Raw genomic sequence first — 13,642 nt, forward strand, 5'->3', positions numbered from 1 at the left:
ACAGTGACCCTCCGTGCCGAAACGGGTGCGGCGAGTCGGGCGGGCGAGGAGAGTGCGCACGGCGAGCCGGGCGGTGCGCCGGGGCGGACGCGGTGCGCTCACTCTTCGCGCACACCCGCCCCCGACCGTACGCGGACACTCGCTGTACGCGGCCGCCCCGCCCCGTGTCCACGGAGCGGGGCCGGGCGGCCCGCGCGGGAGAGCGCCGAGGGGGCCGCCCTGTCCCTCAGGCGCCGGAGCGGTTCGTCCGTACGGGGAGGCGGGGCGGGTGGAGGAGGCCCTCCAGGTGGTCGATCTCGTGATGGACGAGGCGGGCCAGGGGCTGGGTGTAGGTCGTGGTCAGCGGGTGGCCGGTGAGGGTCGTCGAGCGCACGGTGATCTCGTCCGGGCGCGAGGTGAGCGCCCCGGGTCCGGGGCGGCTGGGGCAGCTCTCGTACGCCTCCGACGTCTCCCGTGAGCCGCCGATGAGGCACGGATTGAGGAGGGTCACCGCCGGCGCCCCCCACGGGGGCTGCACCAGCGCCGCCGCGCGCGGTACGCCGATCTGCGGCGCCGAAAGGCCCACTCCCCCGGGAAAGGGGAACGTCCGCAGGACGCGGTCCAGCACCGCCTCGATCTCCCGCACCGTCCTCGCCGCCTCCCCGCGCTCCCTCGGCAGGTCGAACTCTCGCACCGGTACGGCCAGTTCGGGCGCTCCCTCCACCAGCACCCCCAGCTCCCCCATCCGCTGCGGCGCCACCGGCTCCGGCTCCTCGGCCAGGCAGCGGCCGGTGTGCCCCTCGAAGAGCCCGCACCACGCGAGGCGCGGGCACGGCGGGAGCAACCGCGCCTGGTACGGGGGCATCTCGCGCGTGAACGTCACCCACACCGCCCCCTCCCGCAACACCCGGACTCTGCCCAGGTGTTCGACCCCCTCGTGCCGCTCCAGCGCGCACCGCGTACGGTGCGCCGGCTCCCCGCCCACCGTGTGGATGCTCAGCCGCTTCGCGAAGATCCGCATCAGGTGCGGCACATCCGTCTCCGCGTCGCACCGCGCGGGCGCCAGGGCGGCGTCGGCCCGGCTCGTGTCACTCATGGGGGCTCCAGGTTTCCGTTCATCCGCCGCGGCCGGTACGGGGACCGGCGCGGCGGCCAGCTCGTACCAGCCGCCGTCCACGTCCGGGAACCACACCCCGAACGGCTCGCCGTTTTCCAGCAGTTCCCCCACCGCCGCCTGAAGGACCACGTCCTCCGCCCACGCGCGCAGCGCGGTCGGCGCGTCCGGGCCGGGCGCGTACGTCGGCCGTACGAGTCCGCCCGGCGCCCAGCGCACGCGCGGTCCCGGGTCGAGCCGTACCGCGAGCCGCAGCGCCGTCGCCCGCAGCCACGCCCCGCACTCCTCCGCCCCCCGCGCCTCCCCCGCCGCGAGCACCCAGGCCCCGCGCGCGTCCCCGCCCCGTGCCCGTACCGCGAACTCCCGCGCGGAGGGCCGGGCCGGGAGCCCGGGACGCTCGGCGACCACGCTCACCGCTCACCCTCGGCGCCGTGCCCCGCCGCCACACCCCCGGTGTGCGGGTGGCGTTTGCGGAGCACACGACAGTCCGACTCGGCCGAGTAGTCACGCCGCGCACGCGCGGCCCGCTCCTCGCGCAGAAGTTCGAGACACCGGGGGCAGTCCGAGACCGAAAGCCCGGAACGACGCTGTGGGGCTGTGTTCATGCCTCTACAGTGCGTCACCAGGAGGCGGGCCGACAGCCAGAACCCCATGCACGTAGGGGTAGCCCCATTCCCCCTTGGGGAGCATTATTCAAATCGCAGGTGGGAGAGGGGAGTTAGGACGCGTGAGCGAATCCTCTCGGCGAAGCAGGGCGATTGCCGCCTTCGCCGAAGAAGTGCGTCAGCAGCGGCAGCATTTGGGGATTAGTCAAACGGCATATGCCAATTTGCTCAACTTCTCGCAGCCCCTGGTTTCGAAAGTCGAACGGGGCGAGGTCCCGGCAAGTTCCGAGTTCGCCAAGGCCATGGACAAGGCGGGCGATACGGCAGGGGTGTACGCCCGCCGCCACGACGATCTGTTCCGCCAGGACTACCCGGACTGGTTCAAGCCGTACGCCGATCTTGAACAGGGTGCGACGGCAATAGTCAGCTACAGCTCGATCCTGATCGAAGGACTCGCGCAGACCGAGGAGTACGCGGCAGCGGTCTTCCGTGCCACGAACCCCACTGAAACCGAGGATGAGGTCAGGGCCCGCGTCGAGCTCCGCGTACAACGGCAGCAGATCCTCAACCGCCCTAACCCGCCACGGTTGTGGATGATCGTGACGGAGAGTGTGCTGCGAATGGGCGTCGGTGGAGCGGAGGTCATGCGGGGGCAGCTCGGGTACCTAACGAAGCTTGCCGAGCGACCCAACGTCACATTCCAGATTCTTCGGGCCCGGGACGGGGCGCCCCCTACGCACCTGCCGTTCATTCTGCTCACTGTGGATGGTCACCAAGTGGCTTACTCGGAATCCTGGGTGGGCGGTGGCTCGGTGGACAGGTCTCCCGAGACAATCGCAAAGACGGCGGAGGTGTGTGATCATCTGCGCATGACGGCGGCGTCCGCCCAGGATTCGCTGGACCTACTCCGCAGCCTGGCACAGCAACAAGGAGCAGACGAATGACGAAGAATTCCGCTCGCACGTGGATCAAGAGCACTTACAGCGGGGGCGACAACGGCTCTTGCGTCGAAATCGCGTTCGGCGAGCCGATCATTCCTGTGCGTGACAGCAAGCGGCCGGCGGACGGCCCCGTGGTTGAATTCGGTCGTGAGGCGTTCGCCGCCTTCCTCGGGTCCGTGACGACGGACCGTTAAGACGTCGCGTGTCTGCCACTTCCCCCCCTCGGTGGCAACCCTGCACGCGACCCGCGAAGCCCGCCGCGCTCCCAAGACCAGGGAGCCCGGCGGGCTTCGCCTTGCGCGCGAGTGGGCAGACTCCAGGCCCGACACGAGGGAGCGGACCCATGACGGACCGGACACGCAGGTGGACCAAGAGCAGCTACAGCGGCGGCGACAACGGCAATTGCATCGAAATCGCGGTCGGTGAGGCGTCCTTGCCCGTACGCGACAGCAAGCGGGCCGAACAAGGCCCGGTCATCAAGTTCAGTCGCGAGACGTTCGCCGCTTTTCTCGGCGCCGTGACCGTCGATCGCTGACGGGCCGTCCGTGCGCTCCAGCCGGGCGCCCGCCGGTGGGCGCGCAGGCACCCGCGCGAGCGACGACCGGTTCTAGGAGCGGACATACTCGTTCCGCCCCGCCGCGCGGTCAGCCCGCGCGGTCCTCGCTCGCCGTGAAAGGCCGCGACGGACCGGCCGGGCAGGGCGGCGGGGCGCCGCGTCCACAGGCCGCGCCGCAGGTGCGGTGAGGGCCCGGGGGCGGACGGCGAGGCTCCAGGTGGCGAGCCGCCCCTGCTCGGGCCGGTGACGTGGATACGCGACGGGACGGCGCGCTCCGCACCCCGGCCTCGCCCAGCAGCGCCGCCCGCATGGTCGCCCGGCGTGGCCTTTGCCCTGCCGACCGGGCCGGGGACGAACCGGCGGTGCGGGAGGCGTCGGCCGAACGCGCTGCCTGCCCGCGTGAGAGGGCCCCCCGCCCCTACCGGCCGGGCGCGGGCTCGACGCGCCCTGAGCCACGCTGACACAGATGGTCAACTCCTTGATTCTCACGGCTCTGGTCGCTCTCCCGGTGCTGCGAAAGGGTTCCAAGAGGACGACGGTGCGGCATTCGCACCCTCCGTCCGTTGCCGTGCCGCATGTGCTGGCACATCCGCCGAGAGAAGGAAGCACCCCCTATGCGCGCCCTTGTGGTCGATCACGGTGAGGCCGGACCCGTCCGGTTCGCGGATGTCGAGGAGCCCGTACCGTCCGCCGGTGAGGCGCTGGTGGAGGTGCGGCACATCAGTCTCAACTTCGGGGAGCTGAATTACGTGCGCCAGTGGCCGGACGGCGCTGTGCACGGTCACGACGCGTCCGGCGTCGTGGTGCGCGCCGCGTCCGACGGCTCGGGGCCGCCGGAGGGTACGCGCGTCGCGGTGGGGATGGCTCCTCACGCGTGGGCGGAGCGGGTGGCGGTCAGCCCGGCCTCGCTCGGCACCGTCCCCGAGGGCGTGGATCTGGCCGACGCCGCCGCGCTGGGGATCGCCGGGGTCACCGCGCTCCGGGTGCTGCGCACGCGTTCCCTGCTGGCCCGGGACGTGCTGATCACCGGCGCCAGCGGGGGCGTGGGGCACTTCGCCATCCAGTTGGCGGCGCTCGCGTGCGCCCGGGTGACGGCACTCGTCGGTGCGCCGGAGCGGGCCACCGGGCTCCGTGAACTCGGCGCCGACAGGGTCCTGACCGATGTGGCCGGGGCCGGGGACCGGTTCGACCTCGTCCTGGACACGGTCGGCGGCCCGCTGGTGGCGCAGGCGTGGAGTTCCCTCGCCGAGGGCGGCACCCTCCACCTGGTCGGCTACTCCTCGGGGCAGGACACCACGTTCCCCTCGGGGGCCCTGTTCGGCTTCGGCGAGCCCCGCAGCATCGCCACCTACGGCGACATGACGCCGACCGGCGGGGAGCTGACGGACCTGCTCGGCCTCATGGCCGCCGGGAGGCTCTCGGCACCGGTCGGCCTCCGAGGCGACTGGGAGGGAGTGGGCGAGGCCGTCCAGGCGTTGTTCGCACGGAAGGTGCACGGAAAGATCGTCCTCGACGTGGCCTGAGGCCGTGGACGAGGACACGGCGTCGTCGGCCGTCGGCGACGGTGCGCGGCGGTGGACGAGGAGGGTCCCATGGATGTGCTGGCGGAGGCCTTGCACGTGTCGGGTGCGCGGGGAGCGCTCGGGGTCGTGCTGAAGGCCGGAGGAACCTGGGGCCTGCGGCTGGACACCTTCCCCGGAGCGGCACTGCACGTGGTCTCCCGCGGCACGATGTGGCTCCACGTCGCGGGCGGGAAGCCCCTTGAGGTGCGGGCCGGAGACGCCGTCCTGGTGCCGCCGGGCACCACGCACGGGCTAGCCGGCGAGGCCGACGTGACCATGGGCTCCTGCGACAGGGAAGAGGCGGCCCGCGCCATCGCCGCGGGCCGGGCGCTGCGCCTGGGCTCGGCGCCGGTGCGGACGGAGGTGATCGTCCTGCACTACGGGCAGGACCCGGAGGTGCGCACCCCGGTGCTCACCTCCCTCACGCGGCCGCTGCACGTCACGGCCCGGGAGAACGCGCAGCTCGGAAGGACCGTCGAACTCCTCGCCGCCGAACTCGCACAGCCGCAGATCGGCACCACCGCCGCCGTCAACAGCATCGTCGACCTGCTACTCGTCCAGTTCGTCCGCGCCTGGCTGGCCCGCCATCCGCAGGAGCGGTCCGGCTCATGGCTGGGAGCGATGCGCGATCCGGTCGTACGCGACGCTCTGGCGTGTGTCCACGCCCAGCCGGGTCACCCCTGGACCACGGAGACCCTGGCCGCCGCGACGCGCGTCTCCCGGGCGACGCTGTCCAGGCGTTTCCGGTCCGCCCTCGGCCAGACGCCGGGCGCGTACCTGACGCAGTGGCGCATCGACCTGGCGTCCGTCCGGCTCCGCGATACCGATGAGCCGGTCGAGTCGATCTCCGGCGCGGTCGGCTACGGCTCCCCGCACGCGTTCAGCCGCGCCTTCAGACGCGCCCGGGGCACCGCCCCGGGCGCGTACCGCTCCCGACTCCGCACCTGACCCGCGCACGGGAGAGAGCAGCACCAGTCGGACGCCCCCCAGCTAGTGCCTGCGCGGCGACTCCCCGAGCCCTTCGCCGGAACTCTCCTCGTGCGGTGCAGAAGCCTCCGCGTCCCGGCCTTCGGCAGGAGCGCGCCCGGCACCGCGCGGTCGCCGTGCGAGCGACGAGGGAAGTGCCGGGCGGACCCTAGAAGCTGTCCTGGGCGGGGCTGCCGTTCGGCCGGTAGACGCCGATGACGGTGCCGCCCTTGGTCGTCGAGACGCTGACCGGCTCCAGCGCGGTGGGGATCGCTCCCTCGGCGAACAGCCGCTTGCCGGTGCCGATGATCACCGGGTGGATGGTCAGGCGGTACTCGTCGACGAGGCCGTGCCGCATGAGCGTCTGGGCGAGGTCGCCGCTGCCGACGACGTTGATGTCGCCCCCCTCGGACGCCTTCAGCGCGCGCACGGCGTCGGGGATGTCGCCCTCCAGCAGCGTGGAGTTCTGCCACTCGACGGAGGTCAGGGTCCGGGACGCCACGTACTTGTGCGCGCTGTTCATCCGGTGCGTGAACGGGTTGCCGGGATCGGCGGTCGGCCAGTACGACGCGAAGATCTCGTACGTCTTGCGGCCCAGCAGCATCGCGTCGGAGTGCTCGTACCAGCCGGCGATGGCCGCGCCGACCTCGTCGTCGGTGACCGGCTTCTGCCAGCCGCCGTGCGCGAAGCCGCTCTCGGCGTCCTCGTCCGGGCCGCCCGGCGCCTGCATGACGCCGTCCAGTGTCAGGAACGTGCAAACGTTGATCTTGCGCATGGTGCGCTCCCTTCGTCGACAGGTGGACCGCGCGACCGCCACAAACTCATCGGCGGAGGCGGACGGGAAGGCGAAGGGCAGCAGCCCGAAGCGGTGGCGGGGCTTCGCCACCCGCGTTCGAGAAGACCGCGCCCGCCTCTGCCGGAGCGGCCCCCGACGCACCTCGCGGGCGTCTACCGCCGGTCCGCCCGGTGATCCGCACTTCACCGGCCTACGCCTGGGTGACGCGGTTCCAGAACTGGTGGGTCAGGCCGCTCGCGGAGGACGCGGACTCGATGGTGAAGCGGTCCTGGATACCGTCCAGCCCCTCCCACAGCAGGACCCCCGCCCCGAGCGTGACGGGCACGGTGACCAGGTGCATGAAGTCGACGAGGTCGGCGGCGAGGAACTGGCGGATGGTGGAGGGACCGCCGCCGAGGCGGATGTCCTTGCCGCCCGCGAGGTCCCGGGCGTGGGCGAGCGCTTCCTCGGGGGTCGCGTCGAGGAAGTGGAAGCTCGTCCCGTTGTCGAAGTGCAGGGGCTCGCGCGCGTGGTGCGTGAGCACGACGACGGGCGTACGGAACGGGGGCTCCTCGCCCCACCAGCCCCGCCAGCCGTCGTCGGGCCACGCGCCGGACTGCGGGCCGAACTTGCGCCGGCCCATGATCTCCGCCCCGATGCCCTGGCCCCAGGTCGCCGTGAGCGCGCGATCGAGGGTGATGGGCGCGTCCACGCCGTCGACACCGTCGATGAAGCGCCCGTCGAACGGCGCGAAGAGCGCCCCGGCGTCCCCGATGGGCTTGTCGAGCGTGACCGTCTCACCCGCCCCGTAGCCGTCGAGCGAGATATGGAGATTGTGTACGCGGACCTTGCTGATGGCCGATCACTTCCTTTGCCGGGCGGCGGATTCGCTTCGGTGAGCGCACTGTACGAGGAGGAGGTGACAACGGGGCGGTGAGGGTCCGCGTGTCGCTCCCCACCGCCCGTCACGCGTCACCGGTCACCCGTCTCGTCGGGGCGCCACGCCGACCGGCCCGGCGGTTCCCCCGCCGGGCCGGTCCGTTGCTACCCACCGGTCCCGTGGCCCCCCGTCGCGCCACGCCGACCGCCGGTCGCCCGCTCACTCCGTGGCGATCGCCCCGAGGACGTTCATCCGCCCCGCCCTGAACGCCGGTACCAGCGCCGCGAGGAGCCCCACCAGGGCCGAGCCGGCGAAGACGCCGCCGATCGTGGCCCAGGGGATGTCCAGGACCTTCAGCCCCTCCAGTGCCAGGAGGGACTGCGCGCTCGCGCCCCAGCCGAGGCCGAGTCCCAGGCCGAGTGCCGCGCCGAACAGGGCGATCACGACCGATTCGAGGCGGATCACGCGGCGCAGTTGTCGGCGCGAGAGGCCGATCGCCCGCATGAGGCCGATCTCCCGGGTCCGTTCCACGACCGAGAGCGCGAGCGTGTTCACGACGCCCAGGACCGCGACGACGATCGCGAGCGCGAGCAGCCCGTAGATCATGTTGAGGAGCTGGCCGACCTGGTCCTTCAGAAGCTGCTTGTAGTCGGCCTGGTTGGCCACCTCGTACTGCGGATACGGGTCCAGGGCCCTCTTCAGGTCCGCGTACACCGCCTTCTGCTTCCCGTCGTCGGCCTTCGCGAAGAGCGCGACGGACGGCGGGACCTTCCCGGCGGGGAGGTGCGCGCGGGCGGTGGCGAGCGACACGTACCAGGCGCCCTTGTCGAAGACCGTCTCGTCCGAGGTGATCGCGCGGACCGTGAGCCGCGCGGTGGCGCCCTCGTGGAAGGCGACGGCCAGCTTGTCGCCGACCTTCACGCCGTACTTCTCGGCCGCGCCCTCGTTGAGCGACATGCCGTCCCTCTCGTAGGCGGCGGCCAGGCTGCCCGACACGGTCTTCTGATGCACGTCCTCCTGGTACGTCGGCTCGGTCGCGGAGAGGCCGTCGTGCGAGCGCCTGCCGTCCGGGAAGGTCACCGTCGCGCCGACGCGCTTGAGGTGCGAGACGTGCGCGATGCCGTCGATCCCCGCGACCGCCTTCTCGGCCTCCGGCACGAGAGGCTGGCTCATCGTGTCGACGATGAAGTCCGCGCCGACCGACTCGTCGAGCTGCGCGCTCGCGGAGGTGACCATCGAGGAGCCGACGACGGAGAGGCAGGCGACGAGCGCGAGCCCGATCATCAGCGCGGCCCCCGTGGCGCCGGTCCGGCGCGGGTTGCGCAGCGCGTTCCGCTCGGCGAGGCGCCCCATCGGCCCGAAGACCCGCAGCACGACCGCCCCGATGACGCGGACGACGAGCCCGGCGAGCAGCGGACCGACGAGGATCAGCCCGAGCAGGCTCAGGAAGATCCCGCCACCGAGCCACGGCGCCCCGTCCCCGGCCTTCGCCACGGTCGTGGCCTGGTGGAGCGCGGCGGCACCGCCGAGGGTGAGCACCGCGCCCAGCGCCGAACGCACCGCGCCCGCGCGGCGGTCCGTGGGGCTGCCCGTCTCGCGCAGCGCCGCCATCGGCGAGACGCGCCCGGCCCGCCGGGCCGGGAGGTACGCGGCGAGCACGGTCACCGCGACGCCGAGGACGAGCCCGATGACGGGCGTGGTCCAGGCGATCGTGAGGTCGTTCGTGGACAGGTTCAGCCCGGCCGCGTTCATCAGCTTCATGAGCCCGACCGCGAGCCCGACCCCCGCGCCCACGCCGAGCACCGAGCCGACGGCCCCGAGCAGCAGCGCCTCCACGAGCACCGAGCGGTTGACCTGGCGGCGCGAGGAGCCGACCGCACGCAACAGGCCCAGCTCGCGGGTGCGTTGGGCGACGAGCATCGAGAAGGTGTTGACGATGAGGAAGATCCCGACGAGGAAGGCGATCCCGGCGAAGCCGAGCAGCGCGTACTTCAGGACGTCGAGGAAGGAGGCGGTGTCCTTGCTGTACTCGTCGGCCGACTCCTGCCGCGTGAGCAGCTTGTGCCCCGCCTCGCCGAGCACCGCGCTCGCGTCCGCCTTCAGGGCGGTGTCGCTCACGCCCTTCGCGGCGGTGAGGTTGATCTGCGTGAACCGGCCCGGCGCGCCGAGGAGTTCGCGCTGCGCGGTCGCCGTGTCGTAGTAGAAGACGGCCGCGCCCGGGTTGGTCACGGTGAAAGCCGCCACGCCGCTGACGTGCGAGGTGAAGTCGCCGTGCGCGGTGATCGTGCGGACCGCGTCGCCGGTCCTCAGGTGGTGCTTCTTCGCCGTGTCGGCGTCCACGACGACCTCGGCGCGCGAGCGGGGCAGGTGCCCGGAGGTCAGCTCCATGGACTGCTCGTCGGTGCGGGTCCAGTTCCCCGCGATCGTCGGCGCGCCCGTGGCGGCGCCGAGGCTCTTGTTGTCCGCACCGACGACGGTGACGGACTGCGTGCTGACCGCGCCCTCGGCGCGCGCCACCCCGTCCACGCGGCCGAGCTTCGCGACCTCGGCGGCGGGCAGCGTGGCCCCGCTCCCGGTCTGCGCCCGGTCCCGCGCGGCCTCGCTCGGGCTGACGGTGACGTCGGCCGCCGTCTTCGCGAAGAGCTTGTCGAAGGTCGTGGACATCGTGTCGGTGAAGACGAGGGTGCCGCACACGAAGGCGACGGAGAGCAGCACGGCCACGGCGGAGAGCGCCATACGGCCCTTGTGCGCCCAGAAGTTGCGCATGGAGGTACGGAAGACGGTCACGAGGTCCGCCCCCGCGCGTCGAAGTCCTTCATGCGGTCGAGGACCTGCTCGGCGGTCGGCTCGTACATCTCGTCGACGATCCTGCCGTCCGCGAGGTAGAGGACCCGGTCCGCGTACGAGGCGGCCACCGGGTCGTGCGTGACCATCACGATGGTCTGCCCGAAGCGGTCGACGGAGGCACGGAGGAAGCCGAGCACCTCGGCGCCCGCCCGCGAGTCGAGGTTCCCCGTCGGCTCGTCGCCGAAGACGATCTCGGGGCGCGCGGCGAGCGCGCGGGCCACGGCGACGCGCTGCTGCTGACCGCCCGAGAGCTGGTGGGGGCGGTGCTTGAGGCGGCCCGCGAGGCCGACCGTCTCGACGACCTGGTCGAGCCAGGCGCGGTCGGGGCGGCGGCCCGCGATGTCCAGGGGCAGCGTGATGTTCTCCAGGGCACTGAGCGTCGGGATGAGGTTGAACGCCTGGAAGATGAAGCCGATCCGGTCCCTGCGGAGCCGCGTGAGCCGCTTGTCCCTGAGCCCCGTGATCTCGTCCTCACCGAGGTACACCTGCCCCTCGCTCACGGTGTCGAGCCCCGCGAGGCAGTGCATGAGCGTGGACTTGCCGGAGCCCGAGGGGCCCATGATCGCGGTGAAGCGCCCCTTCGCGATGTCCACGTCGACGCCGTCGAGCGCCCGCACCCGCGTCTCCCCCGAGCCGTACGCCTTGACGAGCCCCCGGGTCCGCGCGGCCACTGCCGCCCGGCCGCCCGCGCCCCCCTGGCGCGGGTGTGTGGTCAGTGCCGTTGTCACGTGATGTCTCCTATGTCGGTCATCAAGGCGCGTGAACGCGCCCCGCGCCGCCCGCCGTTCCCCCCTGGGGCGGCTCGCGGAGCGAAGGTCCTGTGGTGCGGAAGTCCTGTGGGTACGCGGGTACGGGGCGGTCGGCGCCGATGCCGTACGGACGGCCGTACGCGCCGCGACCCCGCGCCGCGGCCGTACGTGCCGTGCCGCGACCTCGCGTCGCCCCTACCTGCTGACGTGTTCCATACTCGCCGCCCCCCTGCCCCCGGCGCAGTGCGGCTGAGCGCAGAATCGGGCGGGGGGTTAGCCCCCCTCCGCCGCTGCGGTCAGCCTCGCTCCGCCAGGCTAGGGTCTGTCTTCCCTCTCGCCTCTGCCGCACGACGCCCGGTACGCACTCTCGCCGCACCGGCCGAAACCCGAAGTACGTCCAGTACGACGGATTCCGGCCGGCACGCCGAGAGCACGCACCGGACGCCACGCGGCCGCCCTGCGGGCGACGAGGCGAGAGGGAAGACAAACCCTAGGCGCCCACCGGGCGCGCCCACCTCCTCCGCCGGTACCACCGCCCCGGGCACGCTCTCAGGGGAATCCCTTAGGGGACGCCTCGGGGTACCGCACCACCGGCCCGGGCCCGGCCCGCGCGCTGGGGGCGCCGCAGCCGCGCCCCGGAAGGCCGCCGCCTTACGAGGCCCCGCGCAGTCCGTCCACCGCCAGGCGTGCCACGAGGCCGATCACCGCGTCCGCCGCGGGGACGACGTGCCGCGTGTCGGCGGCGCGTGTGAAGACGGCCACCGCGTAGCGGCCCCCGTCCGGGTACTCCACGACCCCCGCCTCGGCCCGCAGCGTCGGGAGCGTGCCGGTCTTGCCGAAGACCTGGACGTCGTCGAAGGGGAAGCCGGAGGCGAGGCGGTGCGGCCAGACCTGGAGGCCGAGCAGCCTGCGTACCGCCGCGCCGTGCGCCTCGGGCAGGAACTCGTCCCGCCACACCGCCCCGAGCAGGCGCGTGAGTTCGCGCGGGGTGGAGCGGTTGCCGTGCGTGGGGTCCAGGGCGCGGAGGCGCGCGAGGACGAGCGGGTCGGTCAGCGCGCGGGCGGCCGCCGGGCCCGCGTCCTCCCGCATCCCCTCCTGCATCGCGGCGAAGCTCTCCACCGCCCGGGTGTGCCGCAGACCCAGCGCCCGCGTCGTGCGGTTGACCTCCTCCAGGCCGACCCGCGCGAGCAGCAGGTCGGCCGCCGCGTTGTCGCTCACGGCGATCATGAGGTACGCCAGGTCGCGCAGCGACATGCGCGACGCGTCGAGCATCGCCGCGAGCCCCGTGCCCCCCGGCGTACGTCCCTCGACGGCGCACTCGACCTGCTCCGTCAGGTCGAGCCGCCCGGCCGCCGCGAGGCGGTGCAGCGCGAGCAGCAGGCACAGCTTGTGGACACTCGCCGTGCACACGAGCCGGTCCGCGCCGTGCCCCGCCTGCGTCCCGCGGTCGATGTCCACCGCGTGGACGGCGCCGTCCACCCCGGCGTCCGCGAAGGCGGCGGCGATACGGTCCGCGACGGCCGCGCGGGCCTGCGTCGTCGGGTCCTCGGGTGTGTCGTTCACAGCCAGTACTCCGCCGCTGGACGTAGGTGCAAAGGTCGTACGGGGGGCACGGGCCCCGATGCCGCCCGCTCGCCCGGCCGGTCGGCGTCCGCGCTCGCGCTCGCGCTCGCGGCGAGGGTCCCGCCGCCGTCCACCACGGCCCCCTCCCGCTCCCGCAGCGCCACCGTCACCGCCTCGGCGAACGCGGTGACGGCCGCGTCCTCGCGACCGGCGAGCCAGGCCGCCGAGTGGCGGCGGGCGAGGGGCGCCCCGGCGAGCGGGCGCCACACGAGCCCCGGTACGTCCACCGCCTCGGCGCGCGGGGCGAAGGCGACGGCCCGCCCCGAGAGGACGAGGCCCCGCACGAAGTTCTCGCCCCGGCCGTGGCGCACGGCGCGGGGCGTCCAGCCCTCGCGGGCGCAGGAGTTGAGGAGTTCGTCGTAGAGCGCGGGCGCTTCCGCGCGCGGGAAGAGAACGAGTTCGCGCGCGCCGAGTGCCGCGAGCGGCACACTCTCCACCCCCGCCACGTCCGCCGACTCGGCGAGCAGCACGCCGAGTTCGCGCCGGAGCACGGGGCCGAGCGCCAAGCCCTGGAGCGCGCAAGGGTGGTGGACGAGACCCACGTCGAGTTCCCGCGCCCGCAGCGCCGCGAGCTGCTCGGCGGTCGTCAGCTCCCGCACCTCCAACTCGATGCCGGTGTCCGCCCGGCGGAAGCCTTCGAGGAGGGCCGCGACCGTCGGCCCCGCGAGGTCGGGCGGCAGCCCGGCCCGCAGGAGGCCGCTCCCGCCCTCGCGCACGCGCCGCGCGACGGCACGCAGCGCCTCGTGCCGGTCGAGGAGCGCACGCGCCTCCGGCAGCAGGAGCTGACCGGCCCGGGTGAGCGCGACGCGGCGGCTCGTGCGCGCGAAGAGCCGCACCCCCAGCTCCTTCTCAAGCCGCTGCACGCGCTGCGAGAGCGGCGGCTGTGCCATGCCGAGCCGGCGCGCGGCACGGCCGAAGTGTGACTCTTCGGCAACAGCCACGAAGCACTCCAGGTGCCGGATCAGGTCCACGAGCAGCAATGATACGCATATCGCTATAGATGAATGATTGATAGCGAACTTGGACAGAGTGGGTGGCGCGCTGG

At 73.1% G+C, this 13,642-nt stretch carries 12 protein-coding genes; 5 read left to right on the forward strand and 7 right to left on the reverse strand.

From position 1 onward, the window contains the following. Window positions 1-226 precede the first annotated feature (226 nt). Entirely contained in the window at window positions 227-1,507 is a 1,281-nt protein-coding gene (locus tag IF99_RS0101120; RefSeq protein ID WP_030994356.1) for a peptide deformylase, read from the reverse strand. A gap of 313 nt (window positions 1,508-1,820) precedes the next feature. Here IF99_RS0101120 and IF99_RS0101125 point away from each other — a divergent pair, with 313 nt between their 5' ends. From IF99_RS0101125 to IF99_RS0101145, 5 genes are all read left to right on the forward strand, one after another. Continuing rightward, entirely contained in the window at window positions 1,821-2,642 is an 822-nt protein-coding gene (locus IF99_RS0101125) for a helix-turn-helix domain-containing protein (protein WP_030994357.1), read from the forward strand. Next, window positions 2,639-2,833: a DUF397 domain-containing protein gene (locus IF99_RS0101130; protein WP_030994358.1), complete on the forward strand. Its 195-nt coding sequence runs from the start codon at window positions 2,639-2,641 to the stop codon at window positions 2,831-2,833. The genes IF99_RS0101125 and IF99_RS0101130 overlap by 4 nt, the downstream gene beginning before the upstream one ends. A gap of 149 nt (window positions 2,834-2,982) precedes the next feature. After that, the gene (locus IF99_RS0101135; protein WP_030994359.1) at window positions 2,983-3,174 is read left to right on the forward strand and encodes a DUF397 domain-containing protein; all 192 of its coding nucleotides are present in this window, start codon (window positions 2,983-2,985) and stop codon (window positions 3,172-3,174) included. Window positions 3,175-3,809: 635 nt separating this feature from the next. After that, window positions 3,810-4,718, forward strand: a complete 909-nt coding sequence (locus IF99_RS0101140) for a zinc-binding dehydrogenase (RefSeq protein ID WP_030994360.1) — start codon at window positions 3,810-3,812, stop codon at window positions 4,716-4,718. 69 nt (window positions 4,719-4,787) lie between these two features. After that, entirely contained in the window at window positions 4,788-5,705 is a 918-nt protein-coding gene (locus tag IF99_RS0101145; protein ID WP_030994361.1) for an AraC family transcriptional regulator, read from the forward strand. 187 nt (window positions 5,706-5,892) lie between these two features. Here the strand turns inward: IF99_RS0101145 and IF99_RS0101150 are convergent, their stop codons facing one another. The 6 genes from IF99_RS0101150 to IF99_RS30465 form a co-directional block, all read right to left on the reverse strand. Continuing rightward, the gene (locus IF99_RS0101150; protein WP_030994362.1) at window positions 5,893-6,498 is read right to left on the reverse strand and encodes a dihydrofolate reductase family protein; all 606 of its coding nucleotides are present in this window, start codon (window positions 6,496-6,498) and stop codon (window positions 5,893-5,895) included. A 211-nt stretch (window positions 6,499-6,709) separates the two neighbouring features. Then, window positions 6,710-7,354 carry a dihydrofolate reductase family protein gene (locus IF99_RS0101155; protein WP_030994363.1) on the reverse strand — a complete coding sequence of 215 codons (645 nt, stop codon included), beginning with the start codon at window positions 7,352-7,354 and terminating at the stop codon, window positions 6,710-6,712. Between the two features lie 243 nt (window positions 7,355-7,597). Continuing rightward, window positions 7,598-10,165 (reverse strand): ABC transporter permease, encoded by a 2,568-nt coding sequence (locus IF99_RS0101160; protein ID WP_030994364.1) that lies wholly within the window; start codon window positions 10,163-10,165, stop codon window positions 7,598-7,600. Next, window positions 10,162-10,953 carry an ABC transporter ATP-binding protein gene (locus tag IF99_RS0101165; RefSeq protein WP_030994365.1) on the reverse strand — a complete coding sequence of 264 codons (792 nt, stop codon included), beginning with the start codon at window positions 10,951-10,953 and terminating at the stop codon, window positions 10,162-10,164. The genes IF99_RS0101160 and IF99_RS0101165 overlap by 4 nt, the downstream gene beginning before the upstream one ends. A 672-nt stretch (window positions 10,954-11,625) precedes the next feature. Further along, on the reverse strand, window positions 11,626-12,537 hold the full coding sequence (locus tag IF99_RS0101170) for a serine hydrolase (RefSeq protein ID WP_051703316.1): 912 nt from the start codon (window positions 12,535-12,537) through the stop codon (window positions 11,626-11,628). Next, window positions 12,534-13,568, reverse strand: coding sequence for a LysR family transcriptional regulator (locus IF99_RS30465; RefSeq protein WP_199806434.1), 1,035 nt, complete (start codon window positions 13,566-13,568; stop codon window positions 12,534-12,536). The genes IF99_RS0101170 and IF99_RS30465 overlap by 4 nt, the downstream gene beginning before the upstream one ends. Between the last annotated feature and the right edge of the window lie 74 nt (window positions 13,569-13,642).

Origin of the sequence: Streptomyces sp. NRRL F-5630, assembly GCF_000719475.1 — a bacterium.
In the GTDB taxonomy this organism is placed as follows: domain Bacteria; phylum Actinomycetota; class Actinomycetes; order Streptomycetales; family Streptomycetaceae; genus Streptomyces.